The organism is Amycolatopsis sp. cg9 (assembly GCF_041346945.1).
In the GTDB taxonomy this organism is placed as follows: Bacteria; Actinomycetota; Actinomycetes; order Mycobacteriales; family Pseudonocardiaceae; genus Amycolatopsis.
Genome location: NZ_CP166850.1, coordinates 2800247 through 2825926 on the forward strand (window position 1 = coordinate 2800247; position 25680 = coordinate 2825926).

Here is a 25680-nt window from a genome sequence, read left to right on the forward strand (position 1 = left end):
CCCGTCGATGACGACAGTTGAGGACTTGCCGGCCGCCGGCAAGCCGCCGAAGTCCACCAAGGCGAAGGTCCTCGACGTCGTCAGATGGGTCGCGATCCTGCTGGTCATCGGCTTCGCGGCCAAGCAGCTCGCCGCGAACTGGGGCGAGTTCTGGCACACCCTGCGTGACGTCGCCTGGCAGTCGTCACTGCTGAGCCTGCTCGCCCTGGTCGCGGCGATCATGGTGTCGACCTGGGGCTGGCAGGCGATGGTCGACGACCTCGGCAAGCCGATCGGCTACGCCCGCGGCGCCCAGATCTGCCTGGTCGGTTCACTCGGCAAGTACGTGCCCGGCTCGGTGTGGGCGTACCTGCTGCAGATGGAGCTGGGCCGCAAGGCGGGCCTGGCCAGGGCCCGGATCTTCACCGGCTCCCTGATCCAGCTCGGCGTGGGCGTGGTCTCGGCACTGGTGGTGTCGCTCCTGGCGGCCCCGGCGGTGTTCAGCAACAGCCCGCGCGCGCTGTGGCTGTTCGTGCTCATCCCGGTCGGCCTGGCCATGCTGCACCCGAAGATCCTGACCTGGGGCACGTCGCTGGTGCTGCGCATCCTCCGCCGCCCGCCGCTCGCGCACCCGCTGGGCTGGGCGGTGGTCGGCAAGGTCTTCGGCGCCTCGACGGCGGCTTGGTGCCTCCAGGGCATCCACCTCTGGCTGCTGGCCAACTCGGTGGGCACCCCGGGCTTCAGCGGCTTCGTGCTCTGCGTGGGCGCGATGGCGGTGGCGATGACGGTCGGCACGTTCGCGTTCATCCTCCCCAGCGGCGTGGGCGTCCGCGAGGTGGCCCAGGTCGCGGTCCTGACGGCCAGCGGCCTGACGGTCGGCCAGGCCACGGCGTTCGCGGTGGCCTCCCGCGTGATGTTCACGGTGGCCGACCTCCTGACGGCGGGCATCGCCGCGGTGGCGGCCCGCTCCAGCCGCCCGGTGACCGCCACCGCCTGACCGGAGTTGCCCACAGCCAAGAGCCGCCCGGCCCGACCCGACCACTGCCGGCCCCGGCCGAGGGTTGTCCACAGGTTGTCCACAGGGCTTACGCACATGTGGACAACCCAGCCGCTGGATTGCCCCGCATGACCGACCTCGGACCCCTCTGGCCGCCCGTCCCCCTCCGCACCGAGCGACTGGCCTTCGCGAGTCCGAGGCGCGTGATCGGGCGGCGTTCATCGAGCTGTTCGCCTCGCCGGAAGTCGGCACCCGGGCGGCGGCCCGGCTGCTTCGTGGCCGACCTCGACGGGGCGATGATCGGCATGATCACCCTCGACCGGCGGGACGCCGAGCAGCTGAAACCCGTCCGGACGGACGCCGGGCGGGTCGAACTCGGCTACCTGTTCCTGCCGTCGGCCTGGGGACGCGGCTACGCCGCCGAGGCGTGCGCGGCGGTGCTTGGCTGGTTCGACGGCGTTCGGCCCGGCGAGCCCGTCGTGCTCCGCACCCGGACCGCCAACGAACGAGGCCGGTGCCTCGCCCTGAAGCTGAGCTTCACGGAGGTCGAACTCTTCGAGGCGTACGGCGCCGAGCAGTGGTTCGGCGTCCGCGATCACCCCACCAGCCGGTAGATCACCGCGTCCGAGTTGCGGAAAGCCTCCTTCAAGAACGGCTCACCCGCCAATCCGATCAACCCCGGCTGATAAGGCTTTCCGGGCTCCGTCGACGGTTTGCCCAAAATCACCCAATGGACGTTCAACCGCCGCACGGCGGCACGCACCGCGGGATCGCTCTCGTAATCGTGAAAGCGGTCCGCGAGCAACAGCGCGTCCTTGGGTGGCAAAGTTTCGTCGAAATGCCCGGCGACCGTGCGAATACCCGACAACGCATAGGTCCACGCCGTTCCGTCGAAACGGTCGTTCATCGCCCACTCGCCCGGGCGCGCGAGCCGGCCGAGTTCTTCCATCGCGGCGATCTCGCCGGGGGTCGTGCGCAGCTTCGCCGGGTCCGCCGCTTGGTAGCCGGGGTACACGCGGGCGCCGTTGGAACGGACGTACAGGCCGTTGGACAGCACCACGAACCCCAGCAGCACCACCGCCGCGGTGGCGGCCGCCGGGACCCGGGCGGGCAGCCGGTCGCGCAGCCACGCCTGCGCCGACGCCAGGCCGTGCGCGGCCAGGACCGACAGCGGGATCGCCGCCATCGAGAAGAACCGGTACGGGTCGTCCCACCAGGGCCGGGACAGCGCCATCACGATCGGGGCGTTCGACGACGCCACCGCGATGTACGCCAGGCCCGTCACGGCCGCCGTCAGGCCGATCCAGCGCAGCGCGCCCGCCCGCGCGAAGAACACGATCCCGAGGAACAACGCCACCGACAGCCACACCTGCGGGTGCGGTTCGAAGTGCTGGAACCCCAGCAACGCGCCCAGCGCCGTCGACGCGCGGTATTCGCTCGGCCAGCCGTAGTACGGCACCGCGCCGGTGGCCAGGCCCAGCGCGCCGGACAGCTGCAGCCACGCCACCAGCAGCGACACCACCGCGATCGGCAGCAGCGCGAGCAGGTCGCGGCCGATCCGGCGCCACCCCGTGAGCCAGCGCTGCACCAGCAGTGGCCCGGCGAACAGGATCCCGCCGAACAACGTCGACGAGTGGACGCACAGCAAGCCCGTCCCGGCCAGCACCAGCAGCAGCCCGGTGTCCGGCGCGGGCCGCTCCAGGTACCGGTGCAGCGCCACCGCGCCCAGCGGCGTCAGCGCCACCCCCAGCGCGAACGGCAGCAGCGGGCCGCGGTCCATCGACTCGTAGACGCCCATCACCGGCGCCACCGCCGTCAGCGCCACCGTGCCGGCCAGCACCGCGCGGCCGCGGAACTCCCGAACCAGCGTCACCAGCGACAACGCGAGCAAGCCCGGCAGCAGCACGGTGTTCGCGTCCAGCGTCTCCGGGATCGACGCGCCGCTCAGCCGGTACGTCACCGAGGCCAGCAGGTGGTACGCGTTCGGGTAGAACACCGGCGCCGCGTCCCCGTACCAGTTCACGTGCCCGGTGCCGAACAGGCCGCCGTCGCCGGTGTCGGCGATGTAGCGGACCGCGTTGCCGTGGTAGACCGCGTCGAAACCCTGCGGCAGCGCGCCCAGCCGGCCCATCCCGAGCAGCGCGGCGGACAGGCCGGTGGCGGCCGCGACGAGCAGGCACGCCACCACCGCGAGGTGCCCGCGGCGCGCCCACAAGCCGGGCTCGGGCGCCGGCGGGTGGCGGCGCACCGCCAGTTTCCGGGCGCCGAACGCGAGCGCGGCGAAAAGGACGGTGGAAACGGCGTAAGTCACCGCGGTGAACGGCAATCCCAGCGCCGCGGTCCACGGTCCGGTCAGCCCGCCGATCGCGTAGCTCGCCAAGGGTGCCAGCCCGGCCAAGGCCCAGCCGCGCAAACCGGCCGCGAGACCGATCAGCAGTCCCGGGACGGCGATGACGAGAATGGCGGCGCTGACAGAAAGCACGGTGGAGAGTAAGCCGAGGAAGATCGGCCGGGCGTCGCGGGGTGAGGTGGCTGATCCGACAATTCGGCGACGTCACTTCGACCGTCGAGTTCGCCACCCGATCGGGTTATATTAACGAGTGCATTTCCCTGATTGACTAACGCGGAGTAAGTGATCTTCGGTTTTTTCGATCGGACGAGGCAAACCGAAGGAAACCCACCACCGCCGGTAGTCGATAACCTGGCGGTGCCGTCCCGCCCGGCCGGGCGGGACGCGGGGACGGACGTGAGGGGGACGGGTGGTCTACGCGGTCGTGGTGGCGTGGCTCGTCCTCGCCGCGATCGTCGTCCTGTCCTGGACCCGCCTCGACGCCGAACGCGGCTGGCGCGGCGCGGTCCTCGTGCTCACCCTCGGCCTCTCGCTGCTCCACCAGCTGCTGTTCGCGACCGTCACCGAGGACGCGCTGGTGTCGTTCCGGTACGCGCAGAACATCGCCGACGGCAACGGGCCCGTCTTCAACCCCGGCGAGCGCGTCGAGGGCTACACGAACTTCTTCTGGCTGGTGCTGATCGCCCTGCCGCGCGCCGCGTTCGGCGCCGACGTCGACACCACCGCCGTCGTGTTCGGGGTCGCCGCCGCGCTCGGCTGCGTGCTGCTGGCCTACTTCCTGGTCAACCGGATCGTCGCCGCCGCCGCACCCGAAGGCACCGAGCCGCGCGCCGCGATCGGCGTCGCCGCCGCGGTGCTCACGGCGAGCGCGGGCGGCCTGGCCGTCTACGGGCCGTCCGGCTCCGAGGTCCCGCTGTTCGTGCTGCTCGTCCTCGCCGTCGGCTACTCGCTCGCGGCGCGCCGCCCGGTCGTCGCCGGGGTGCTGGTCTCCTTCGCCGTCATGACCAGCCCGCAAGGGCTCGTGGTGGCCGCGCTGGGCGGTCTGTGGCTGCTCGGCGCCGCCGTGAAGAAGCAGCACAGCTGGTGGGCGCCGGTCGGCTACGTGCTCGGCGCGCTGGTGTTCCTGATCCCGCGGCTGGCCTGGCGGATGACGTTCTACCAGCACTACCTGCCCGCGCCGCTGGCCGCGAGGCTCGGCGCCCCGTTCGCCACGCAGGTCGCCACCGGCTGGCCGTACCTGTCCGGGTTCGCGCTCGCGCACCAGGGCTTCCTGCTGCTCGGCCTGGTCGCCGCGGTCGCGCTCCTGCTGCGGCGCGGCGAAGCGGGCGAAGCGCGGGCGCTGATCTGGCTGCTGTTCGCGACGGCGATCGGGCTCGCCGCCGCCGCGGTGCTGATCGGCGGCGACCCCGGCCCGTCGTGGCGGCTGCTGGCCCCGGTGCCGCCGCTCCTCGCCATCGCTGCCGTCGCGGCGTACGGCGTGCTCACCGCGGACGTCGAGGGCCGGCCGGCGCCCTCGCCGCGGTCGTGGCCCGCTGCGACGCGGCTGGTCCCGGTGACCGCCTGCGGGCTGGCCGGGATCGCGGTGCTCGTCTCGGTGTTCAGCCCCGAGATGCTCGACCGCGTGCGCGACTGGCGCGCGAACGGCACCCAGCTCGCCGAGATCGGCGGCTGGCTCGGCGAGTACCTGCCGCCCGGGTCCGTGGTCAGCGGCAGCGCGCCCGGCGCGCTCGCCGCCCACGGCGGTCAGCTGCTCATCGTCGACGTACTCGGCCGCACCGACGACCACATCGCCCGCGACGGGCGCCACGAAGGCGGCGTCTCGACCGACTACGACTACGTCGTCAACGCCCGCCGCCCGACCGTCGCCGTGCCGGGCGACGGCGGCTACGCCGACCGCCAGCACTGTGCCATCGACCCGGTCTACGCGGGCCAGTACCAGGTCGCGACCTTCCGCCGCGTCGGCACGCCGTACTGGGTCGCCGTGTACCCGCGCGCGGAACAGGCGAAGGCCGTGGTCGCCGACCTCGACAAGGGCCCGGACTTCCGCTACGTACCCTGTCCTACGTGAAGCTCGAGGCCCCGGTACGGCGGCTGCCCGCCGAGGCGTGGCTCGGGATCGGGGTGTTCGGCGCGTCGCTCGCCCTGTTCGTCGTGCGGTTCCTGGTGCCGCGCCCGATCGCGATGTCCAACAACGGCGACGGCGGCCGCGTGCTGTGCGGCGCCGGGATCACCTGGAAGGGCCTGCCGGAGGCGTTCGTCCACCTCGCCTACACGCCCGCGCCGGGGACGCCGCCGTGCCGGCCGACGTACCTGCTGACGCAGAGCTGGCTCGCGGACCTGGCCGTCCGGCTCGGCGGGCTGGCCGGCCGCCACGGGACGCTGAGCTTGGTCGTGCTGGGCCTGCTGAGCAGCGTCATCGCCGCGGCCGCCGTGACGGCGATCGTGCTCGGCCTGCCGCACGCGCGGCGCGTCCGGCTCGCGGTCGCGGCCGGGCTGCTGCTGGTCGTCGCCGACTCGGCGTTCTTCGGCTACTTCGCCGCGATCCTCGGCGAAGGCACGGCCTTCCTCGGCCTGCTGCTCGCCGCCGGCGGCCTGCTGCTGACCGCCCGCGAGGGCGCCTGGAGCTACGCGGGCATGGCGGTCACGTTCGCCGGCGGCGTCCTGGCGGTCAACGCCAAGGTCCAGACGCTGATCATCCTGCCGATCCTCGCGCTCGCGGTGCTGCTGGTCCGGCCGGGCTCGCTGCGCGGGGCCAAGCGGTGGGCGTCGGCGGTGCTGGTCGTCGGCGCCATCGGGCTCGTCACGCTGTCGGCGCAGCGGAGCGTCGAGCCCGCGCTGGCCCCCGACGGCACGTACAGCGAGTTCCCCGGGGACGACTCGCGCGAGATCAACATGTTCAACTCGATCTTCCTGAACATCGTCGACGGCAGGCACGACACCCGGGCCGACCTGGCCGCCCTCGGGCTGCCGCCGTCGTTCGCCCAGTACGCGGGCAACGGCTGGTGGCACCCGCACCCGGCCCGGATCGACCCGCTCTACCCCCGCTACCGCGAGCTGATGAGCCGCCCGAACGTCCTCGGCTACTTCGCGACCCACCCGGGCCGGACCCTCGAAGTCCTGAACCGGGCCGCGACCGACCAGCTCACCGCGCGGCCGGACTACCTCGGCAGCTTCGACCAGGAGGCCGGCTTCGCGCCGCACGCGCAGGAGCACCGGGTGCCGGTCGTGTCGTGGCTGACCGGCCTGCTCGCCCCGCTCGGGCTGTTCGCGTTGCTGCCGATCTGGGGGTTCGTCCTGGTCCGGGCCTGGTTCCGGCGGCGCACCGCGGTGGGCGTGGTGCTGGGGTTCCTGCTCGCCGTTTCGCTGACGCAGTTCGGCACCGCGGCGCTGGGCGACGGGATCGAGGGCGTCAAGCACCAGTCCGTCGCGCTGTACGCGCTCCTGCTGGCCGTGGTGCTGGCCATCCCGGCCCGGCGACGGGACGACGTTCAGCCGGCGTGAGCTTCGCCCGGTTTGTGTCCTTCGCCGCTGAACAACCGCCCGAAACCTACGGTCGCGTAACCTGGCGCGATGGCTGACTTCGTGTACCCGCCCGTGATCGCAGCGGCCCGGACGATGTTCTGGGTACTCGACAACCGCATCCGGGTCGACGGCGCGGAGCACATCCCGCGCCGCGGCGGCGCGGTCATCGCGTGCAACCACGTCAGCTACCTGGACTTCATCTTCTGCGGCCTCGGCGCGCGCCCGGCCAAGCGGCTGACGCGGTTCATGGCGAAGAAGGAGATCTTCGACAACAAGATCGCCGGGCCGCTGATGCGCGGGATGCACCACATCTCCGTCGACCGCTCGGCCGGCCTGGGCTCCTACCGCGAAGCGCTGGCGAAACTGCAGGCCGGTGAGGTCGTCGGCGTCTTCCCGGAGGCGACGATCAGCCAGTCGTTCACCGTCAAGGAGATCAAGTCCGGCGCCGTCCGGATGGCCGCGGCGGCCGACGTCCCGGTCGTGCCGATGGCGCTGTGGGGCACCCAGCGGCTCTGGACGAAGGGCCGGCCCAAGGACCTGACCCGGCGGCACGTGCCGATTTCGATCCTCATCGGCGAGCCGATGCACCCGGCGAAGGGCGACGACTGGGACGTCGTGACGAAGGAGCTGCGCACCCGGATGAGCGCGCTGCTCGACCGCGCCCAGGCCGAGTACCCGGACCAGCCCGCGTCCGACGAGGAACGCTGGTGGCTGCCCGCCCACCTGGGCGGCACGGCGCCGACCCCGGCCGAAGCGGCCGAGCTCGACCGCCGCCCCGACGCCGGCTAGAACCAGCGCTCGAGGACCTGCGCGACGCCGTCCTCCCCGGCCGGCCCGGTGACCTCGTCGGCCACCGCGAGCACCTGCGGGTGCCCGTTCTCCATCGCGACGCCGTGGCCGGCCCACCGCAGCATCTCGACGTCGTTGGGCATGTCGCCGAACGCGATCACCCGCTCGGGGTCGACGTCCAGGCGCCGCGCGAGGTCGGCCAGGCCGGTCGCCTTCGTGATGCCGTGCGCCGACAGCTCGACCAGGCCGCCCGACGACGAGTACGTCACGTCGACGTCGCGGTCGAACAGCGCGTTGACCGCTTCGGCCATCTCTTCGGACGACATCCCGCGGTGGCTGACCAGGAGCTTGATCGCCGGGTGCCCGAGCACCTCGGCCCGCGGCCCGGTCCGGCCTTCGCCGTCGCCCCACGGGTTGTGGTAGTCCGGCTCGATCACGAAGTTGCGCATGTCGTGGTCGACCGCGCCGGTGCTGACGCGCTCGGCGGCCAGCCGGCAGCCGGGCAGCGCCTTGTCGAGGGCGTGCGCGATGTCGTGCAGCAGCGTGGGCGGGAGCAGGCCGTGCACCTCGAGGATCTCCTCGCGGCCGCAGTCGTACAGCACGGCGCCGTTCGCGCACACGGCGTAGCCGGTCAGCTCGAGCGGCTTCGCGATCGGGGCGATCCACCGCGGCGGACGGCCACTGGCCAGCACGAACGGCACCCCCGCGTCGATCGCCCGGCGGACGGTCGCGATGGTGCGGGCGCTGAGGGTTTCGGAGGGGCCGAGCAGGGTGCCGTCGACGTCGGACGCGATCAACTGGGGTCTCTCCACCCCGCCATTGTCCCTGACACGTTCGGGGGAGAGCTTTCCCATCCGTGCGACTGTCGGTGGTGACCGATAGTGTCCGGCATTGTGCGAGTAGGCATCGTCATTCTTCCGGAAGATCGTTGGTGGGCCGCCGAGCCGAAGTGGCGCGCCGCCGAGGAGTACGGCTTCGACCACGCGTGGACGTACGACCACCTGGGCTGGCGCAACCTCGTCGACGGCCCGTGGTTCGCCGCGGTCCCGACCCTCACCGCGGCGGCGATGGTCACGTCCCGCATCCGGCTCGGCACGTTCGTGGCGTCGCCGGTCGCCCGGCACCCGGTGCCGTTCACGCGCGAACTGATCACCCTCGACGACGTCTCCGACGGCCGGTTCGTCCTCGGCGTCGGCGCGGGCGTCGACCACCTGCACTACGACGGCGCGGTCCTCGACGCCCCCGAGCTGTCGCCGAAGCAGCGCGTGGACCGCTTCACCGAGTTCGTCGAGGCGCTCGACGGGCTGCTCATGACCGACAAGTTCGACTTCGACGGCGAGTACTACCGGGCCCGCGAAGCCCGCAACCTGCCCGGCCCGGTGCAGCGCCCCCGGCTGCCGTTCGTCGTCGCGGCGAACGGCCCGCGCACGATGACGCTGGCCGCGCGCTTCGGCGCGGGCTGGGTGACGACGGGCAAGGGCGGCGCGACGGCCGACGAGTGGTGGGCCGGGATCAAGCAGCTCACCGAGGTCTTCGACCAGCGGCTGGACGCGGTGGGCCGCGACCGGGCGAGCATCCAGCGGCACCTGAACCTGGACTCGTCCCCGGTGTTCTCGCTGAGCAGCGTGGAGGCCTTCCGCGACGCCGTCGGCCGGGCGGGGGAGCTGGGCTTCACCGACGTGATCTCGCACTGGCCGCGGTCGTCGACGCCGTACGAAGGTCGCGAGGCCGTCCTGGAGCAGGTCGCGAGCGACGTCCTGCCGGAGCTGCACTAGGCCGAACGGGTGACATCCAGGCGGTCGGGAAACCGATTGCCTCCCCTCGGGCGTCCTGTCTTTCAGACGACCGAGATCACCCCGGGGGGTCGGGGGCCCTCGTGGCCGCGGAAGGGGCGCCGCGGCCACGAGGGCGCACTACTTCACGATCCGGTAGATCACGGCGCCCGGGTTCCGGTAGACCGGCCGCACGAAGTCGTGCCCGTCCAGGTGCTGCAGCCCCCGCGCGATCGGGGTGTCCCGGCGGATGGTGCCGCTGCCCACCAGCACGTAGTGGATGTTCAGCCGCCGGACCGCCGCCCGCGCTTCGGGGTCGGTGTCGTAGTCCGCGAAGTGCTGGGCCAGGTAGACCGCGTCCTTGGGCGCGACGCCGGCGTCGTAGTGGCCGGCCACCGGGTGCACGCCGGTCAGCGCGTACATCCAGGCCGTGCCGTCCAGCCGGTCGTTGAGCACCTTCTGGTCGGCGGGGATGCCGAGCGTGCCCAGCTTCTCCATCGCCTCGATCTCGTCCGCGCTCACCGGCGGGACCACCTCGCCGGGCAGGCCGTTGTAGTAGAGCAGCGACACCGTCTTGGCGTTGGCCGCGCGGTAGAACCCGCCGGTCAGCACGCCCATCGCGACGACCAGCAGCACCGCCGACGCCAGCCCGACCCGGCCGGTCAGCCACGGCCGCGCCCGCACCCACGCGCGGCTGCCGACGGCCTTCGCCAGCCACCGCTGGGCCTCGCTCATGCCGTGCGCGGCGAGCAGGCACAGCGGGATCGCGGCCAGCGCCATCAGCCGGAACCGGTCGTTCCACCAGGGCCGCGACAGGCTGATCACCCAGTCTTCGCCGCCGAAGCAGGCGACGACCACGAACAGCGCCGACAGCCCGAGCGTCGAGAGCACCAGCCAGCGCATCCGCCGCAGCGCGGCGAGCGTGAACACGCCGATCGCGAGGAACACCGTCAGCCAGATCTGCGGGACCGGCAGCACCTGCTTGAACGTCGCCAGCATGGCCAGCGCCTTCCACAGCGGCATGTGCGAGCCCCAGGCGTGGTACGGGTACGAGCCCGACGTGAAGCCGATCGCGCCGAGGATCATCGGCGCGGCCAGCAGCCCGGCCGCCACCATCACCGGCAGCATCCGCAGCACGTCGCCGCCGACGAGCCGCCACGCCGGCCGTCCCTCGGCGACGCCGTCGACGCGGCGGCCGCGCAGCGCCCGGTACCAGCGCTGCACCACCAGCGGGAACGCGAACAGGATCGCGCCGAACAACGCGCTCGAGTGCGCGGCGAGCAGGCCGGTCGCGCTCAGCGCCAGCACGGCGCCGGTGTCGACGCCCGGCCGCACGACGAACCGCTGCAGCGCGACCACCGCCAGCGGCGTCAGCACGATGCCGAGCGCGAACGGCAGCAGCCCGCTCGACACCGACTCGTACGCCCCGGTCGTCGCGCCGCCCGCGACCAGCGCGGCGCTGCCGGCGAACACCGCGCGGCCGCCGAGCTGGCGCACCAGCGCGACCATGGCCAGCGCGAACAGCCCGGCGATCGGCATCGTGACGGCGTTGAGCGTGACCGGGATCGACGTCCCGGACAGCTCGTAGACCAGCGCGCCGACCAGGTGGTACGCGTTCGGGTAGAACGAGCCTTCGGGGTACCAGTTGATGGTGCCCATGCCGGTCAGCGAGCCGTCGCCGGTCTCGGCGATGTAGCGGATGCCGTTCGCGTGGAACACGGTGTCCCAGCGCTGGAACACCGCGGTCGTCCCGCCGCGGCCGGAGACCACGACGGCGATCGAGACGGCGGTCGCGATCGCGACGCAGGCGCCGACGGCCAGGTGCGCGCGGCGCGTCCACGGCACCGGCGGCTCCTCGGCGCCCGGCGTCGACCAGCCACGGGCGGTGAACAGCCGGCGGAGGCCGTACAGCACGGCGGCGAGCAGCACGGTGCACGCGGCGACGCTCAGCGAGCCGTACGGGACGTGCACGACGGCGAGCCACGGGCCGGCCAGGCCGGTGATGGCGTAGCTGAGCAGCGGCGCGAGCCCGGCCAGGGCCCAGCCGCGCAGGCCGGCGGCCCACCCGACGACCCCGCCGGGGACCGCCAGCACGGCCAGATAAGTGGCCACCGCGGCGAAGTAGCTCCAGAAGTCCTCGGGTGCAGGCACTGCTTTCCAGGTGTGTCGTAGGCCGAAATGTGATAGTCGGGTGCGAGCCGGGTCAGCGACCCCCGTACCCTCGACGCCCGTGAGCGCGCACACGAACCCCGCACAGATTACTGAAGACGATTTCGCAGGTTACGACCTCGTCGTCGTCGGGTCCGGTTTCTTCGGCCTGACCGTCGCCGAACGGGCCGCGGCCGAGCTGGGCAAGAAGGTCCTCATCCTCGAGCGGCGCAGCCACCTCGGCGGCAACGCGTACTCCGAGGCCGAGCCCGAGACCGGGATCGAGGTGCACAAGTACGGCGCGCACCTCTTCCACACCTCGAACAAGCGCGTCTGGGAGTACGTGAACCGCTTCACCGAGTTCACGAACTACCAGCACCGCGTGTTCGCGCGGGTCAAGGACCAGGTCTACTCGTTCCCGATGAACCTGGGCCTGATCAACCAGTTCTTCGGCAAGTCCCACACGCCGGACGAGGCCCGCGAGCTGATCGCCAAGCAGTCGTCGGAGTTCGAGACCAGCGCCGCGCAGAACCTCGAGGAGAAGGCGATCTCGCTGGTCGGGCGCCCCCTCTACGAGGCGTTCATCCGCGGGTACACCGCGAAGCAGTGGGAGAACGACCCCAAGAACCTGGGCGAGAACATCATCACGCGCCTGCCGGTCCGGTACAACTTCGACAACCGGTACTTCAACGACACCTACGAGGGCCTGCCCGTCAACGGGTACACCGCGTGGCTCGAGAAGATGGCCGAGCACGAGAACATCGAGATCCGGCTGAACGTCGACTACTTCGACGTGCGCGAGCACATCCCGGCGGGCACCCCGACCGTCTACACCGGGCCGCTGGACCGCTACTTCGGCTACTCGGCGGGCCGGTTCACCTGGCGCACCGTCGACTTCGAGTCCGAGGTCGCGCAGACCGGTGACTACCAGGGCACCTCGGTCGTCAACTACAACGACCAGGAAGTCCCGTACACCCGGATCATCGAGTTCCGCCACTTCCACCCGGAGCGGGACTACCCGAAGGACAAGACGGTCATCTTCCGCGAGTACTCGCGCTTCGCGACCGAGGAAGACGAGCCGTACTACCCGATCAACACGCCGGAGAACCGCGAGAAGCTCGAGGCCTACCGCGAGCTGGCCAAGACCGAGGCGCGCGAGAAGAACGTGCTGTTCGGCGGCCGCCTCGGCACCTACAAGTACCTCGACATGCACATGGCCATCGGCTCGGCGCTGTCGGCGTTCGACAACAAGATCGCCCCGCACCTGACCGACGGCGCGCCGCTCGACGGGTCCCTCGATGCTTGAGAAGGGGCAGCCCACCGGAGAGGTGGCGGTCCTGGCCAAGGCGCAGGGCTTTCTGAAGAGTGAAGCTTCGGTGAAGGCCGCGCGCGGCCTTTCGCACTTCGGCGAGCACAGCGCCGGGTGGTTCGCCCTCGGCCTGATCGGGGCCGCGGTCGACAAGAAGCGGCGCAAGGACTGGCTGGTCGCCTCGGCCGGCGTCGTCGGCGCGCACGCCGCGTCCATCGCGGTGAAACGCGTGGTCAGGCGCCCCCGGCCGGACCACCCGAGCGTCGAGGTACTGGTCGGCACGCCGAGCAAGCTGAGCTTCCCGTCGTCGCACGCGACGTCCACTACGGCGGCGGCGGTGCTCTACTCCGGATTGACCGGGCGTAACCTGGTGCCCGCCCTGGTACCGCCGATGCTCGCCTCGCGGCTCGTGCTCGGCGTTCACTATCCGACAGACGTTTTGGCCGGTGCAGCTCTCGGGGGGCTCGTCGGTGGTCTGATACGACGGAAGCTGAAGAAGAATCCATGAGCGAAACGACCGAGCAGCGCTCCAGTGAAGAAACGGCCGTGACTCCCGAGGCTCCGGAGGCTCCGGAGACCACCGCGTCCCGCGGTCGGTTCGGCCTGGTCGGCGGCGTCATCAAGACGGCGCGGCCGCGCCAGTGGGTGAAGAACGTCCTGGTCTTCGCGGCCCCGTTCTTCGCGTTCTCGAAGTCGACCGACCGCACCGGTCTGCTGATCGACGCGATCATCGCCTTCGTGGCCTTCTCCCTGACGGCGAGCTCGGTCTACCTGATCAACGACGCCATCGACGTCGAGGCCGACCGCGCCCACCCGACCAAGCGCAACCGGCCGATCGCGGCCGGCATCGTGCCGGTCCCCGTCGCGTACGGGGCCGCGGTCGTGTTCTTCCTGGCCGGCCTCGGCGTGTCGTTCTTCGCCAGCTGGCAGCTGGCGGTCGTGCTGGCCGTCTACGAGGCGGTCCAGCTCGGCTACTGCTTCGGCCTGAAGCACCAGCCGGTGGTCGACCTGGCCATCGTCGGCTCGGGCTTCCTGATGCGCTCGATCGCCGGTGGCGTCGCGGGCGGCATCGCGCTGTCCCAGTGGTTCCTGCTGGTCACGGCGTTCGGCTCGCTGTTCATGGTGGCGGGCAAGCGCTACGCGGAGATCATGCTGTTCGAGCGGACGGGCGCCAAGATCCGCTCGTCGCTGAAGAAGTACTCGGCCAGCTACCTGCGGTTCGTCTGGGCGACGTCGGCGGCGATCCTGATCATGTCGTACTGCCTCTGGGCGTTCGAGATCCGCCAGACCGAGCACAACTCGGTGTGGGCGCTCATCTCGATGGTCCCGTTCGTGGTGGCGGTGCTGCGCTACGCGGTCGACGTCGACGGCGGCATCGCGGGCGAGCCCGAGGAGATCGCGCTCAAGGACCGCATCCTGCAGGTCCTGGGCGCGACCTGGGTGGTCACGCTGTTCCTGTCGTTCTACCTGTAAGTCGGTTTCATGGCGGATCGACAGGTTCGTTTCAGGTGACGCACAGCTGACCGGCGCACCCTGAGGTGGTGGGGGCGGGCACTGCGCCCGTCCCCGTGACCACAGGAGCGACGATGAACGACCAGCCGCGCGAGGAGAAGGCCCCGCAGGGAGCCGACCAACCCACCGTCGAGCAACCCACCACGACGACCCCAGCGGCCCCCGGTCAGCCGCCCGCCCAGCCCGCCGCGGCCGCGCCCGGCGAGCCCGCCGCTCCGGCCGCCGACCAGACCGCCGTCCTCGGCCAGCAGCCCCCACCCGCCGCCGGGGCGGGGCAGCAAGCGCCGCCCACCCCTCAGCTCTCCCAGCCCGGCCCGGGCCAGTCCTACGGCGCCTGGGGCCCGCCCCAGGCCGCGCCACGCCAGTCCGGCGGCTTCCGGCGGTTCGTCGGCCACCGCGCCACCCAGCTCGTCGCCGTCGGGGTCCTCGGCCTGCTGGTCGGCGGCGGCATCGTCGGCGGGATCGCCGCCGCGAGCCACCACGGTCCCCGCGACGGCCGCCCCGGCATCCACCGCCAGTACAACGGCCCCGGCGGCCACCAGGATGGCCGGGGCCCCGGCTTCCGCGGTGGCCAGGGCAACCAGGGCGGCAACCCGGGCCAGGGCAGCGGCGACGGCATCTGACCCACCCGGGCACTGTGGTCTGCACCACCGGCCCCCCACTCAGATCACGGAAGCATCACGGGCGGGGTACGGTGTCCGGGATGCGAAGCGCCTCCGCAGAACTTCCCGAGGCCGCCGGTGCGCTGCCGGCGGCCGTGCCCGTCACCCGCCCGTGGGCCCTCCCGGCGGGTGCCGCGGTGGCCTCCGCCCTCGTGTTCGCCCTGGTCAGCCACCATCTCATCGATGACACCTACATCACGCTGTCCTACGCGAAGAACCTCGCCTTCCACGCCCACTGGGGCCTGATCGAGCAGGGGACGGCGAACACCGCGACGTCCCCGCTGAACGTCCTGGCCCTCGGCGCGGTCACGTTCGTCGTCCGCGACGCCGTCCTCGCCGCCGGGATCGTGTTCGTCGTCGCGCAGGTGCTGCTCGTGCTGGGCCTGCGCCGGCTCGGCGAGCGCACCGGGCTGCCGGCCGCGTTCGCGCCGCTGACGTTCGCGTTGCTGCTGGTCAACCCGCTGCTGCTGTCGTCGATCGGGCTGGAGGTCGCCCTCGGCGCCACCGGTGTCGTCTGGACGCTCGTCTACGCCGGCGAGCGCCACGCGGGACGGCTGGGCGTCGTGATCGGCCTGCTCGCGCTCGTCCGGATCGACCTGCTGCTGATCGCGGCAGTGCTGTTCGCGGCCCGCCGCGAGTTCTGGGCGGGCATCTGGCGGACGGCGTTCTCGGCGCTCGCCGTGATGCTGCCGTGGTTCGGCTTCAGCTGGCTGGTGCTCGGCTCGGCCGTGCCGGACACGCTCGTCATCAAGATCAGCCAGCAGTCGTGGGGACCGTTCAGCTTCACGAACGGCCCGCTGCTCTACTGGCGCAACTTCCCGACGGCGGCCGCGCTGTCGTTCCTGCCGCTGCTGCTCGCCGGTGCGGCCGGGGTGGTCTGGATCGTCCGGTACCGCCGCGGTTCCGAGGCCGCGCGCCGCCTGACGCCGTTCGCCGCGCTCGCCGTCGCGGGTGCTCTGCACTACGTCGCCTACAGCCGCCTCGGCGTGCCGCCGTACCACTGGTACTACGCGCCGAGCATCATCGGCGCCACGATCTTCCTCGCGGCCGGCGCCTCGGTGGTTCCCGAGCGGGTGCGCCGCGGGACGTGGACGGCCGCCGCCGCGGTGGTCACGGCCAGCGTCGCGGTGTACGCGATGCCGGGCCTCCCGCGCCAGTTCGCGCCGATCACCAGCAACCACGCGTCGACGACGGAGTACCGCGAGATCGGCCAGGAGCTGGCGGCCATCGCGCACGGCCGCAAGGTCGAGACGGCGGGCGAGGTCGGCGCGCTGGCCTACGCGTGCGACTGCGAGCTGGTCGACGAGTTCTCCGACCGCGGCGCGGTCGACCCGGCGATCACCGAGACGAAGCGCCGCAGCGGCGACATCGGCCGGGCGCTGCTGGAAGCGAACTTCCACAACTTCGACCACAGCGTGGCGCCGATCAGCCCGGACCTGGTCCTGGCGACGACCCGCCGCGCACCCCCGCCGGCGGCGCTGGCGAGCTGGCGGATCGACTCACCGTGGATGGGCAGCCAGAACCTGTACCTGGTGCCCGCCCACGCCCTCGGGAGCTAGCTAAGCTGGCCGGTGATGGGGGCATTCCGGCGGGCGGTGCGGCACGAGGCCGTCCTCTTCTCGAGCATCGGGTTGCTGCTGTGCGGGCGCAAAGACGTCCCGGACGGTGGGGTGGCGCTCCCGTACGCCGGTCCGCAACGCCCGATGATCGTGGTGTTCCTCGTCGTTTCGCTCGTCGAGACCGGAGCGTTCCTGCTCGTCGACTTCGGCCCGGTCGGGGACGCGCTCCTGCTGCTGGCGGAGGTCTACACCGCGGCGTGGCTGCTCGGCACCCTGGCGGCGGGGACCACCCGGCCGCACGTGGTGTCACCCGACGAGCTGCGCCTGCGGGCCTTCGCGCAGTTCGACCTGCGGCTGCCGCGCGCGGACATCGAGAGCTTCACCCGGCGCACGGAGAACCACGCGAGCGCGAGGACCCTCGTCTGGGGTGACGAGGAGCTGGTCATGCCGCAGAACATGGAGACCAACATCGTCGTCCGGCTGCACCGGCCGGTCACCGCGACCCGCCCGCTCGGCGGCACGGAACAGGTCCGCGTGCTGAAGCTGTTCGTCGAAGACCCGGCCTTCGCGGTCCGGGCCTTCGACGAAACCGCCTGACGGCGTCAGATCGGGAGCTTGCGGAAGATCGGCCGCGGCACGTGCCGCAGCGCCGACATCACCAGGCGGAACTGCGCCGGCGCCCACACGAGGTCCTTGCCCGCCCGCGCGGCCGCGACGGCGGTCTCCGCCACCTGCTCGGCCGTCTGCGCCAGGGGAGCGTCCTTCAGGCCCTCGGTCATCTTGGTCTTGACGTGGCCCGGCCGGACGACCGTCACCTGCACGCCGGACGGCGCCAGAGCCTCGCCCAGGCCGAGGTAGAACCCGTCGAAACCGGCCTTCGTGGAGCCGTAGACGAAGTTGGACCGGCGGACGCGCTCGCCCGCCACCGACGACAGCGCGATCACCGTGCCGTGGCCCTGCGCCTTGAGCTTCTCGGACAGCGCGACGCCGACCGACACCGCGGCCGTGTAGTTCACGGTCGCCAGCTCGACGGCCTTCGCGTGGTCCTGCCAGACCTCTTCCGGGTCGCCGAGCAGGCCGAACGCCACGACCGCCACGTCGATGTCGCCGCCCTCGAACGCCTTGTCCAGCACGCCCGGGTGCGACGCCGTGTCCTTGGCGTCGAAGTCCACCGTGGACACCTCGGCGCCGCGGTCCTTCAGGCGCTGCGCGGCCGCGTCCAGCCGGGGCGACGGGCGCGCGGCCAGCACCACCCGCAGGGGCTTCTCGGCCAGGTACTTCTCGGCGATCGCCAGCGCGATGTCGGACGTGCCGCCGAGCAGGAGCAGGGATTGGGGGTTGCCCACCGCGTCGATCACAGTTCGAGCCTCCGGCTCATGTCAGAGGCGAAAACGCCTTCGGGGTCAACGGAGGCGCGGATCTTGCGCCATTCTTCGAGCCGCGGGTACATCTTCGCGAACGTCTCCGCCGACGTCCGGGAGTCCTTCGCGGTGTACAGCCGGCCACCCGCGGCGAGCACGGCGTCGTCCAGTTCCAGGCAGAACCGGCTCAGGCCGTCCTTGATCGGGAAGTCGACGCTGAGCATCCAGCCCGGCGACGGCCACGACAGGGGTGCCGGGTTGGCGTCGCCCATGCGCTTGAACACGTTGAGGAACGAGTAGTGGCCCGACGTGGCGATCCGGCGGCAGAGGGCCTTCAGCTGGTCCTCCGCGCCGAACGGCACCGAGAACTGGTACTGCAGGAAGCCCTTGGAACCGTAGGCGCGGTTCCACTCGCTCAGCATGTCCAGCGGGTGGTAGAACTGCGTCAGGTTCTGGATCTTGCCGCGCGCGCCCTTCTTGGGCACGGTCTTCTGCCACAGCTCGTTGATCAGCCCGAACGTGAGCTTGTTGCCCAGGCCGTTCGGGAAGACGTCCGGCAGGGTCGCCAGCTGCGGCGCGTCGAACTTCAGCGGCTCGGCCCGCAGCTTCGGCGGCAGCTGGTCGACCTTCGCGAGCGAGCCGCGCGAGAACGTCGCCCGGCCGAGGCGGTGGTCGGACGAGATCAGGTCCGGCACCGACATCGAGTAGTCGTAGGTGAGGTCCGAGCCGTCGGTGAACAGGCCGAGCGTCTCGTCCAGGTTCGCCGTGCGGTCGGCGTCCACGATGAAGTACGCCGTCTCGGTCTTCTTCATCCGGATCGTGGCGCGCACGATGATGCCGGTCAGGCCGATGCCCGCGACGGTCGCCCAGAACAGCTCCGACTCGGGGCCCTCCGGGGTGAGCGTGCGCACCTGGCCGTCCGCGGTCAGCAGGTCCATCGACACGACGTGGTTGCCGAAGCTGCCCGCGCTGTGGTGGTTCTTGCCGTGGATGTCGTTGGCGATCGCGCCGCCGATGGTCACCTGCCGGGTGCCCGGGAGCACCGGGACCCACAGGCCGTGCGGCAGCGCCTCGCGCATCAGCTTGTCGAGGCTGACGCCGGCGTCCAGGTCGACCAGGCCCGAGTCGGGGTCGATCGAGTGGATCCGGTCGAGCGCGGTCATGTCGACGACCAGCCCGCCCGCGTTCTGCGCCGGGTCGCCGTAGGACCGGCCGAGGCCACGCGCGATGACGCCGCGCTCGCCGGCCTGGCGCACGGCACGGGCGATGGTCTCGACGTCCGGCGTGGCCAGGACGTCGGCGACGGTCGGAGCGGTGCGTCCCCAGCCGGTGAGCGTGCGACGCTGTGTCTCGGGGGATTGGGTCACCCGACCAGGGTAGCCACGCCGAACGACGCCCGGAACGTGACCCTGAAGTGCCCGCTTCTACACTTTGCGCATCAAGGCACAAGCGCCCGCGCGGGTGACCATGACTCAGGCAACGAGGTAATGCAGTGGTGGCGACCGATCCGCAAGCCGACATCGCAGCTGCTCAGCCGTCCTCCATCGGACTGCTCGGGCAGCTGATTCGCTTCGCCCTGATCGGCGGCTTCTGCGCCCTGGTCGACCTGGGCACGTACACCTTGCTGACCCAGGTGGCCGGGATGGCCACTTCACCGTGGGTCGACGTCGCCCGCGCTATCTCTTTCATCGTGGGCACGACCACGGCGTTCTTCCTGAACCGGAAGTTCACCTTCTCCGGTGGGCGCCGCGACGGCAAGGCGCAGATCGGCTCGTTCGTCCTGCTCTACACCGTGACGTTCTTCGTCGCGGTCGGGGTGAACCAGCTGATGCTGCAGGTTCTGCCGGAATCGGCGTGGCAGCACACACTGTGCTGGGCCGTGTCGCAGGCCACGGCCACGGTGATCAATTTCGTGATGCTCAAGTGGGTCGTCTTCCGCGAGCCGTCGACTGAGGAGAACTGAGGAACTCAATGCCCGGTAAAACAGCCACCCCGGCGCCGACCACCCAAGCCGGCGCGGCCGCCGAGACGCGGTTCACCGAGCACACTCCGCAGGGTCGCCTGACGGCGCAGCGCGGGCTCTACGCCGGCCCGGCGCCGATCGTCAGCAAGGACCTGTACGCCGAGCTCGAATGGGGCTCGGCCGTGCGGGAACGTGCGGTCATCTCCCTCGAGCCCGCCTCCAAGGTGTCGGGCAACACGTACTTCGGCCGGTTCCCGGCCAGCTACTGGCAGCGCTGGACGACCGTGTCCGAGGTCTCGGTCGAGGCCGTCGTGACCGGCACCGGCCTGCTGTCCATGGGCGCGTCCGACGTCGAAGGCGAGCCGCGCGTGGTGGCCGCCGAGCAGGTCGCCGACGCCAAGCAGCTGAAGGTCGCGCTGACCGGCAAGCTGGACAAGTTCTACGACGGCGGCGCGCTCTGGCTCGACCTCGAGACCGAGGGCGGCCAGACGCTGCGCGTCGAGCAGGTCCGCTGGACGGTCGAGGCGCCGGAGAAGATCCGCCCGACCGCGGTGACCATCTGCACGATGAACCGTGCCGACGATTGCCTGAAGAACCTCCAGGCCCTCGCCGCGGACGTCTCCTCGCTGGACACCCTGGACGCCATCTACGTCGCCGACCAGGGCACCGACCTCGTCGAGTCCCGCGACGGCTTCGAGCAGGTCGCGAAGGACCTCGCGGACAAGCTGCACTACATCAAGCAGCCGAACCTCGGCGGTGCCGGCGGCTTCACCCGCGGCCTCTTCGAGGTCGCCGGGCACACCGCGACCGAGCACGCGAACGTCCTGTTCATGGACGACGACGTCCTGCTCGAGCCGGACCTGGTGATCCGGATGACGGCGTTCTCGAACCGCGCCGCCAACCCGATCATCGTCGGCGGCCAGATGCTGAACCTGTTCCACCCGAACCAGCTGCACGTCGGCGCCGAGTACGCCCGGCTCAACACGCTCGAGCCCGGCCAGCCGGTCGAGCACTCGCTGTCGACGGCGGACCTGCTCGGCGTGGACGAGGAGACGCTGAAGCCGAACCGCCAGGAGCGCCGCCTCGACGCCGGTTACAACGGCTGGTGGTCGTGCCTGATCCCCTACGAGGTCGTCCAGGCGACCGGCTACCCGCTGCCGTTCTTCTTCCAGTGGGACGACGCCGAGTACTCCTACCGGGCCCGCGCGCACGGCTTCCCGACCGTCACCCTGCCGGGTGCGGGCGTGTGGCACGCGGACTTCCACATGAAGGACTGGGACGAGTGGCACCGGTACTTCAACCTGCGCAACTCGATCATCACCGCCGCGCTGCACTCTCCGTTCAACCTGAACCTGCTTTCGCGGGTGCTGCTCGCGCAGCTGGTGCGCTACCTGCTCGGCATGCAGTACGGCCTGTCGGCGACGCTGATCAAGGCCGTCGAGGACTTCCTCGAGGGCCCGGAGGTCCTGCGTGACGGCGGCGTCGAGGCGATGCAGGAGATCCGCCGGATCCGCGACCAGTACCCGGAGACCAAGCGCCACAAGGCGACCGACGTCCCGGGCATCGCGTCCAACGACATCGGCATCATCAACAGCGCGCCGCGGCCCAGCATGCAGCGCCTGGTGCTGATCAAGCGCGTGCTCGACCGGGTCCTCGGCCGCAGCCGCTTCGGCCTCGGCGCGGTCCCGATCGACGAGGCGAACTGGTGGCACATCGCCCTGTTCGACACGGCGGTCGTGACGGACGCGAACCAGGAAGGCGTCCGCGTCCGCTCCTACGACAAGGTCAAGATGTTCGACCTGGCCAAGCGCGGCGCGAAGGTCGTCCAGCGGCTCCGCAAGGAAGGCGCGGCGGTGCAGGAGCAGTACAAGCGCGCCATGCCCGAGCTGACCTCGCGCGAGAACTGGAAGCGCCTGTACAAGCTCTGACCACGGGTTCGCTGAGGCCGTCTCACGCTTTCGTCGTGAGGCGGCCTCAGCCGTGCATGCCGAACACCGTGCTCTTCCGGGTCAGGTCGTCGACGTACGCGGCGGCCACGTGGGCGAAGTTGATCGCGACTTCGGCGTGGTCCTTGGTGGTCACCGTCTCGACGGCGCCGGTCTTCACGAGCTGGGCGAGCTTGCCGGCCAGCTTCCCGGATTCATCGGTCGTCAGGGCGAACAGCAGCGGTTCCCCGCCGGTGGCGAGGTGCAGCACGAGTGCGGGTTTCGGATCGGCCATGCGTCCATCGGACCAGCGGCGATCTTCGGGCGGCAAGCGGGTTCGCTGAGGGCGGAGCACCCGGTGGCGGTACCGTTCCCCGAGATCGGAAGAACCCGCGGGGGGATGGAAGCGATGCCGCACTCGTTCTCGCTGTCGCTGGCAGCGGTGGACATCCTGCTCGAACAGCTCGGTCTGGGCCGCGCGCCGACGCCGTTCGAAGTGCCGCACGTCGGCACGACCGTCGAGCAGCGCGCGATGATCCGCGACGCCGTCGTCCGCGACCTGTCCGGCCGCGGGCTGTGGAGCCGCGGCCGCCTCGACGCGGACGCCGAGCTGGCGCTGGCCACGTTCGTCCGCGGCAGCGTGACCATCACCGCGGCCGCCGAGCTCGGCGACCGCCAGCTGTTCGCCCGCGTCGCCTCCGACGGTCAGTTCGCGGTGCTCGCCAAGCAGGAGGAGAACCTCATCGTCTTCGAGGAGGTCCGCCCGACCGGCATCGTCCCGGCGATCGTCGACCTCCTCCCGCTCACCCCGGCCGCCCCCGGCCAATCGGTGACCATTTCCCGCCCGGTCCAGCAGCCCCGCACCCAGCGCCGCGACGAGGCGTACGACCCGTTCGCCGGCGTCAGCGCCCCCCGCGGCCAGAGCGGCGGCGGCGGTCCCCAGGTCCGCATGATCGAGCGCGTCTTCCAGGAACCGAAGAAGCGCGTCGGCCAGTTCACGGCCCAGACCCGCGGCGGCACGTACCCACCGCTGGCCTGGTTCGACACCCCGGCCGGCCGCTGGCTGATGTCGTCGAGGACGGCCGCGGACGGCCAGCGCTGGCTCACCTACGCCCCGGCCGACAACGCCCGCCTGGCCCAGCAGCTGTACGCCCAGCTCGAAGGGCAGTTCTGACCTTCGGGAACCGGACGGGCCGCGGCTGCGTCCGAGGTGAAGATCGGTGAACCGCGGTTGCGCTGGGTGCCCGGCTAGTAGACTTCCGGGTGCACACGCACGGGCGAAGCGAATTCGGGGTGGACTGCGATGCAGATGGCTGACGGCGGGGGCGGCGGCTCCTTCGCGGACATCGTCAACCCGTTCTCGTCGGGCGCTATGAGCGCCGCGGTGCAGAGCGTGACGGCGGAGACCCAGAAGCTGGTCGACGCGGCAAAGAGCGGTGGTTTCAAGATCACCCCGGAGGGCGTCAAGCCGCTCACGACGGCGCTGCTCGCACTGGTCGACGACCTGGATGGCCTGACCGAGACGACCTACATCCTCAACCAGTCACCGCAGCTGGGCAACCACCCGTACGGCCACACCATCGCGGCGCACGACCAGAAGGGCGCGGCGCAGGCCGAGGGGTCCGCGACCGTCGTGCTCGACCAGCTCAAGCAGGTGGCCCGGCAGGCCAATGAAGCGCTCGAGCGCGCCGCGGGTCTCTACAACGAATCCGAGAACGCCGCGCTCGGCGGCCTGAAGCCCAAGTCCTAGGGAATGATGAAACTCCTCGTACGCGCCGTCCTGCCCGTCGCCGCGGGTGCCCTGCTGCTGGCCGGGTGTACGGACACTCGGAACGGGACGCCCTCACCCGCCGGCTCGGCGTCGTCCGCGCCGTCCACCGGGGAGTCGAGTTCGGCGGATCCGGGCGTTGCCACGACGACGTCGCTGGAGCCCTGCACGCTGCTGACCGCCGCCGACGTGACCGCCTACGGCACCTTCAAGGACGCCGAGGACAAGAAGCTCGGTGGCGCCCGTGTCTGCTCGTACCAGAAGCAGCGCACCGACGCGAGCGAAGAAGGCCTCATCATCGGCGTCGCCATCCGCGACGACGCCCCGCTCGACTCGGTCGTCGACACCGGCGGGGGCATCAAGGACCTGGAGATCAACGGCCGCAAGGCGAAACAAGCGTCGAGCCAGTCGCCCCTCGGGTGCACGGTCGCGCTCGGTGTCGGGGACAAGGCCCGGGTCGACGTCAACGTGACCGCCGTGGACACCGTCGAGAAGGCCTGCCAGCTGGCCGAAGAAGTGGCCACCAAGGCCGTCGAGCCGAAACTGCCCAAGGCGTAAGGGGAGTTCAGATGAGCACGCGACAGGGACCGCCGCCGAAGACCGCGGACAAGACTCCCCAAGAAGTGCAGGACATGGCTCCTGCCGAACGCGACGCCTACCTGCAGCAGAAGGCGGAAGAGGGTGTCGACCCGAGCAGCTGGCTGTTCGGGCCCGTTCAGCAGTGGATGGCCCAGGCGCGGGCGAAGGACCAGTCCCAGCAGATGGGGGACAAGAACGTCGAGGCCGCCACCCAGGGGCGCGACGTCGAGTACGTCCAGGGCCTGAACGCGCCCAACGCCGACTACAAGGGCAACGACCACACCCAGCTCCAGGCGTTCCTCGAAAGCAACCTGAACGTGGATCAGGTCTCGGAGGTTTCGACCGCTTACCACCAGGTCCACCAGGTCTTCGACAAGTTCGCCCAGTCGATGAACACTGCCGTAAACGCCTCCAAGGGCACCTGGGAAGGCACCGCGGCGGAAAACGCGCAGCAGTACTTCACCAGCCTCGGCAAGTGGTCCGACGCGAACTCCCAGAACGCGAAGCTCGCCTCGGAGACCATCTACGACCAGGGCCAGGCCGCGTCCACGGCCAAGAACTCCATGCCGGCGCCGATTCCGTTCAGCTGGAAGGACGAGTTCACCTCCTGGGCGACCTCGAACCCCTTCAACCTGGCGGACAACGTCGACAAGTCCATCCAGAAGCAGAAGGACAGCCAGGCGGCGCACGACCAGGCCGCCGGGGTCATGGCGACCTACGACAAGAACCTCTACGAGGCCGCGTCGAAGCAGCCCGCCTTCGCGCCGCCGCCGAGTTTCAGCACCGGTGGGGGTAGTGACGATCCCAACGGCACCGGGGACAAGAACGGCATCAACACGCCGTCGGGCGTGAACACGCCGGGCGGGCACTCGGTGAACACGCCGGGTGGCAACAACAACTTCACCACCGGCAACATCCCCGGCACCACCGGGACGCCGCAGTTCTCCGGACCCGGCTCGACCACCGGGGCAGGGCTCATCCCCGCCGGTACGACCACGCCGTCGAGCTTCACCCCGGGGTCGATCCCCGGTGGGTCCACGCCGAACCCGAACCAGCAGTTCGGGGGCATGCCGATGAGCCCGATGCCGATGGGCGGGATGAACTTCGGCGGCGACGAGGCCTACAACTCCAAGGTCGGCGGGGGCGGCGGCCGCGGGGCCGGCGGCTTCGGGCCCGGGGGTTCCGGTGCGGGCAACGCGACCGGCGCGGGTGCCGCGTCCGGTGCGGCCCGGCCCGGTGGCATCGGTGCGGCCGAGGCGGCCGCCGGACGGGGGATGGGCGGGCTCGGCGCCGGTGGCGCGGCCGGTCGTGGCGGGATGGGCGGCGGGGCCATGGGCCGCGGCCAGAAGGGCGAGGGTGACGAGGACACCGAGCACTCGCGCCCGACCTACCTGGTCGAGGGTGACCCCGACGAGGTCTTCGGCACCGACCTGCGCACCGCGCCGCCGGTCATCGGCGAATAGGACCGCACGAAAAAGGGCCCCC

General features: G+C 71.2%; 24 protein-coding genes. 18 read left to right on the forward strand and 6 right to left on the reverse strand.

The genetic code is table 11. The features are described 5' to 3' along the window. Nucleotides 1–7 precede the first annotated feature (7 nt). Both AB5J73_RS13185 and AB5J73_RS13190 read left to right on the forward strand, forming a co-directional pair. On the forward strand, nt 8–976 hold the full coding sequence (locus AB5J73_RS13185) for a lysylphosphatidylglycerol synthase transmembrane domain-containing protein (RefSeq protein WP_370970004.1): 969 nt from the start codon (nt 8–10) through the stop codon (nt 974–976). Nucleotides 977–1104: 128 nt separating this feature from the next. After that, the gene (locus AB5J73_RS13190) at nt 1105–1590 is read left to right on the forward strand and encodes a GNAT family N-acetyltransferase (protein ID WP_370970005.1); all 486 of its coding nucleotides are present in this window, start codon (nt 1105–1107) and stop codon (nt 1588–1590) included. Here the strand turns inward: AB5J73_RS13190 and AB5J73_RS13195 are convergent. Then, complete coding sequence (locus AB5J73_RS13195; RefSeq protein WP_370970006.1) at nt 1572–3458, reverse strand: DUF6541 family protein; 1887 nt, start codon at nt 3456–3458, stop codon at nt 1572–1574. The two genes, AB5J73_RS13190 and AB5J73_RS13195, sit on opposite strands and share 19 nt — an antisense overlap. A gap of 277 nt (nt 3459–3735) precedes the next feature. Between AB5J73_RS13195 and AB5J73_RS13200 the strand changes: the two genes are divergently transcribed. From AB5J73_RS13200 to AB5J73_RS13210, 3 genes are all read left to right on the forward strand, one after another. Beyond that, the gene (locus AB5J73_RS13200; RefSeq protein WP_370970007.1) at nt 3736–5394 is read left to right on the forward strand and encodes a hypothetical protein; all 1659 of its coding nucleotides are present in this window, start codon (nt 3736–3738) and stop codon (nt 5392–5394) included. Next, nucleotides 5391–6827 (forward strand): hypothetical protein, encoded by a 1437-nt coding sequence (locus tag AB5J73_RS13205; protein WP_370970008.1) that lies wholly within the window; start codon nt 5391–5393, stop codon nt 6825–6827. The genes AB5J73_RS13200 and AB5J73_RS13205 overlap by 4 nt, the downstream gene beginning before the upstream one ends. 69 nt (nt 6828–6896) lie before the next feature. After that, nucleotides 6897–7637: a lysophospholipid acyltransferase family protein gene (locus tag AB5J73_RS13210; protein ID WP_370970009.1), complete on the forward strand. Its 741-nt coding sequence runs from the start codon at nt 6897–6899 to the stop codon at nt 7635–7637. Here the strand turns inward: AB5J73_RS13210 and AB5J73_RS13215 are convergent. Then, nucleotides 7634–8434: an HAD family hydrolase gene (locus AB5J73_RS13215; RefSeq protein ID WP_370973130.1), complete on the reverse strand. Its 801-nt coding sequence runs from the start codon at nt 8432–8434 to the stop codon at nt 7634–7636. The genes AB5J73_RS13210 and AB5J73_RS13215 overlap by 4 nt on opposite strands. 96 nt (nt 8435–8530) lie before the next feature. Between AB5J73_RS13215 and AB5J73_RS13220 the strand changes: the two genes are divergently transcribed. Next, nucleotides 8531–9412, forward strand: coding sequence for an LLM class flavin-dependent oxidoreductase (locus AB5J73_RS13220; protein WP_370970010.1), 882 nt, complete (start codon nt 8531–8533; stop codon nt 9410–9412). A 138-nt stretch (nt 9413–9550) separates the two neighbouring features. Here AB5J73_RS13220 and AB5J73_RS13225 read toward each other — a convergent pair whose 3' ends face one another. Then, nucleotides 9551–11560 (reverse strand): DUF6541 family protein, encoded by a 2010-nt coding sequence (locus tag AB5J73_RS13225; RefSeq protein WP_370970011.1) that lies wholly within the window; start codon nt 11558–11560, stop codon nt 9551–9553. Nucleotides 11561–11639: 79 nt separating this feature from the next. Here AB5J73_RS13225 and glf point away from each other — a divergent pair, with 79 nt between their 5' ends. The 6 genes from glf to AB5J73_RS13255 all read left to right on the forward strand — a co-directional run bounded on the left by glf (nt 11640) and on the right by AB5J73_RS13255 (nt 17196). Further along, a complete protein-coding gene (gene glf / locus AB5J73_RS13230) occupies nt 11640–12863 on the forward strand; it encodes a UDP-galactopyranose mutase (RefSeq protein ID WP_370970012.1) in 1224 nt (407 codons plus the stop codon). Continuing rightward, a complete protein-coding gene (locus tag AB5J73_RS13235; protein WP_370970013.1) occupies nt 12856–13374 on the forward strand; it encodes a phosphatase PAP2 family protein in 519 nt (172 codons plus the stop codon). Before glf ends, AB5J73_RS13235 begins: the two co-directional genes overlap by 8 nt. Next, entirely contained in the window at nt 13371–14339 is a 969-nt protein-coding gene (locus AB5J73_RS13240) for a decaprenyl-phosphate phosphoribosyltransferase (RefSeq protein WP_370970014.1), read from the forward strand. Before AB5J73_RS13235 ends, AB5J73_RS13240 begins: the two co-directional genes overlap by 4 nt. Nucleotides 14340–14452: 113 nt before the next feature. Next, on the forward strand, nt 14453–15001 hold the full coding sequence (locus AB5J73_RS13245; protein ID WP_370970015.1) for a hypothetical protein: 549 nt from the start codon (nt 14453–14455) through the stop codon (nt 14999–15001). Between the two features lie 80 nt (nt 15002–15081). Then, nucleotides 15082–16599 (forward strand): hypothetical protein, encoded by a 1518-nt coding sequence (locus AB5J73_RS13250; protein WP_370970016.1) that lies wholly within the window; start codon nt 15082–15084, stop codon nt 16597–16599. A gap of 15 nt (nt 16600–16614) precedes the next feature. Continuing rightward, complete coding sequence (locus AB5J73_RS13255) at nt 16615–17196, forward strand: hypothetical protein (RefSeq protein ID WP_370970017.1); 582 nt, start codon at nt 16615–16617, stop codon at nt 17194–17196. Between the two features lie 5 nt (nt 17197–17201). On the opposite strand, the gene AB5J73_RS13260 is transcribed toward AB5J73_RS13255, so the two are convergent. Both AB5J73_RS13260 and AB5J73_RS13265 read right to left on the reverse strand, forming a co-directional pair. Further along, nucleotides 17202–17957, reverse strand: a complete 756-nt coding sequence (locus tag AB5J73_RS13260; protein ID WP_370970018.1) for a decaprenylphospho-beta-D-erythro-pentofuranosid-2-ulose 2-reductase — start codon at nt 17955–17957, stop codon at nt 17202–17204. Continuing rightward, complete coding sequence (locus tag AB5J73_RS13265) at nt 17954–19327, reverse strand: FAD-binding protein (protein ID WP_370970019.1); 1374 nt, start codon at nt 19325–19327, stop codon at nt 17954–17956. Before AB5J73_RS13265 ends, AB5J73_RS13260 begins: the two co-directional genes overlap by 4 nt. A 125-nt stretch (nt 19328–19452) precedes the next feature. Between AB5J73_RS13265 and AB5J73_RS13270 the strand changes: the two genes are divergently transcribed. Beyond that, the gene (locus tag AB5J73_RS13270; protein WP_370970020.1) at nt 19453–19923 is read left to right on the forward strand and encodes a GtrA family protein; all 471 of its coding nucleotides are present in this window, start codon (nt 19453–19455) and stop codon (nt 19921–19923) included. Between the two features lie 8 nt (nt 19924–19931). Beyond that, a complete protein-coding gene (locus tag AB5J73_RS13275) occupies nt 19932–21851 on the forward strand; it encodes a glycosyltransferase (protein ID WP_370970021.1) in 1920 nt (639 codons plus the stop codon). 46 nt (nt 21852–21897) lie between these two features. Here AB5J73_RS13275 and AB5J73_RS13280 read toward each other — a convergent pair whose 3' ends face one another. Beyond that, nucleotides 21898–22143 carry a hypothetical protein gene (locus tag AB5J73_RS13280; protein ID WP_370970022.1) on the reverse strand — a complete coding sequence of 82 codons (246 nt, stop codon included), beginning with the start codon at nt 22141–22143 and terminating at the stop codon, nt 21898–21900. Between the two features lie 114 nt (nt 22144–22257). Here AB5J73_RS13280 and AB5J73_RS13285 point away from each other — a divergent pair, with 114 nt between their 5' ends. The 4 genes from AB5J73_RS13285 to AB5J73_RS13300 all read left to right on the forward strand — a co-directional run bounded on the left by AB5J73_RS13285 (nt 22258) and on the right by AB5J73_RS13300 (nt 25658). Then, nucleotides 22258–23022 (forward strand): ESX secretion-associated protein EspG, encoded by a 765-nt coding sequence (locus tag AB5J73_RS13285; RefSeq protein WP_370970023.1) that lies wholly within the window; start codon nt 22258–22260, stop codon nt 23020–23022. A 129-nt stretch (nt 23023–23151) separates the two neighbouring features. Continuing rightward, nucleotides 23152–23598, forward strand: a complete 447-nt coding sequence (locus AB5J73_RS13290) for a hypothetical protein (RefSeq protein ID WP_370970024.1) — start codon at nt 23152–23154, stop codon at nt 23596–23598. Nucleotides 23599–23604: 6 nt separating this feature from the next. Next, nucleotides 23605–24174 carry a DUF3558 domain-containing protein gene (locus AB5J73_RS13295; RefSeq protein ID WP_370970025.1) on the forward strand — a complete coding sequence of 190 codons (570 nt, stop codon included), beginning with the start codon at nt 23605–23607 and terminating at the stop codon, nt 24172–24174. 11 nt (nt 24175–24185) lie between these two features. Then, nucleotides 24186–25658, forward strand: coding sequence for a hypothetical protein (locus AB5J73_RS13300; RefSeq protein WP_370970026.1), 1473 nt, complete (start codon nt 24186–24188; stop codon nt 25656–25658). Nucleotides 25659–25680 lie beyond the last annotated feature (22 nt).

Excerpts from the sequence above, each read along its gene's own strand:
- AB5J73_RS13185 (WP_370970004.1), top strand. The coding sequence starts at position 8 with ATGACGACAGTTGAGGACTTGCCGGCCGCCGGCAAGCCGCCGAAGTCC.
- AB5J73_RS13190 (WP_370970005.1), top strand. The coding sequence starts at position 1,105 with ATGACCGACCTCGGACCCCTCTGGCCGCCCGTCCCCCTCCGCACCGAG.
- AB5J73_RS13210 (WP_370970009.1), top strand. The coding sequence starts at position 6,897 with ATGGCTGACTTCGTGTACCCGCCCGTGATCGCAGCGGCCCGGACGATG.
- AB5J73_RS13235 (WP_370970013.1), top strand. The coding sequence starts at position 12,856 with ATGCTTGAGAAGGGGCAGCCCACCGGAGAGGTGGCGGTCCTGGCCAAG.
- AB5J73_RS13240 (WP_370970014.1), top strand. The coding sequence starts at position 13,371 with ATGAGCGAAACGACCGAGCAGCGCTCCAGTGAAGAAACGGCCGTGACT.
- AB5J73_RS13245 (WP_370970015.1), top strand. The coding sequence starts at position 14,453 with ATGAACGACCAGCCGCGCGAGGAGAAGGCCCCGCAGGGAGCCGACCAA.
- AB5J73_RS13250 (WP_370970016.1), top strand. The coding sequence starts at position 15,082 with ATGCGAAGCGCCTCCGCAGAACTTCCCGAGGCCGCCGGTGCGCTGCCG.
- AB5J73_RS13255 (WP_370970017.1), top strand. The coding sequence starts at position 16,615 with ATGGGGGCATTCCGGCGGGCGGTGCGGCACGAGGCCGTCCTCTTCTCG.
- AB5J73_RS13275 (WP_370970021.1), top strand. The coding sequence starts at position 19,932 with ATGCCCGGTAAAACAGCCACCCCGGCGCCGACCACCCAAGCCGGCGCG.
- AB5J73_RS13280 (WP_370970022.1), bottom strand. The coding sequence starts at position 22,143 with ATGGCCGATCCGAAACCCGCACTCGTGCTGCACCTCGCCACCGGCGGG.
- AB5J73_RS13285 (WP_370970023.1), top strand. The coding sequence starts at position 22,258 with ATGCCGCACTCGTTCTCGCTGTCGCTGGCAGCGGTGGACATCCTGCTC.
- AB5J73_RS13290 (WP_370970024.1), top strand. The coding sequence starts at position 23,152 with ATGCAGATGGCTGACGGCGGGGGCGGCGGCTCCTTCGCGGACATCGTC.
- AB5J73_RS13295 (WP_370970025.1), top strand. The coding sequence starts at position 23,605 with ATGAAACTCCTCGTACGCGCCGTCCTGCCCGTCGCCGCGGGTGCCCTG.
- AB5J73_RS13300 (WP_370970026.1), top strand. The coding sequence starts at position 24,186 with ATGAGCACGCGACAGGGACCGCCGCCGAAGACCGCGGACAAGACTCCC.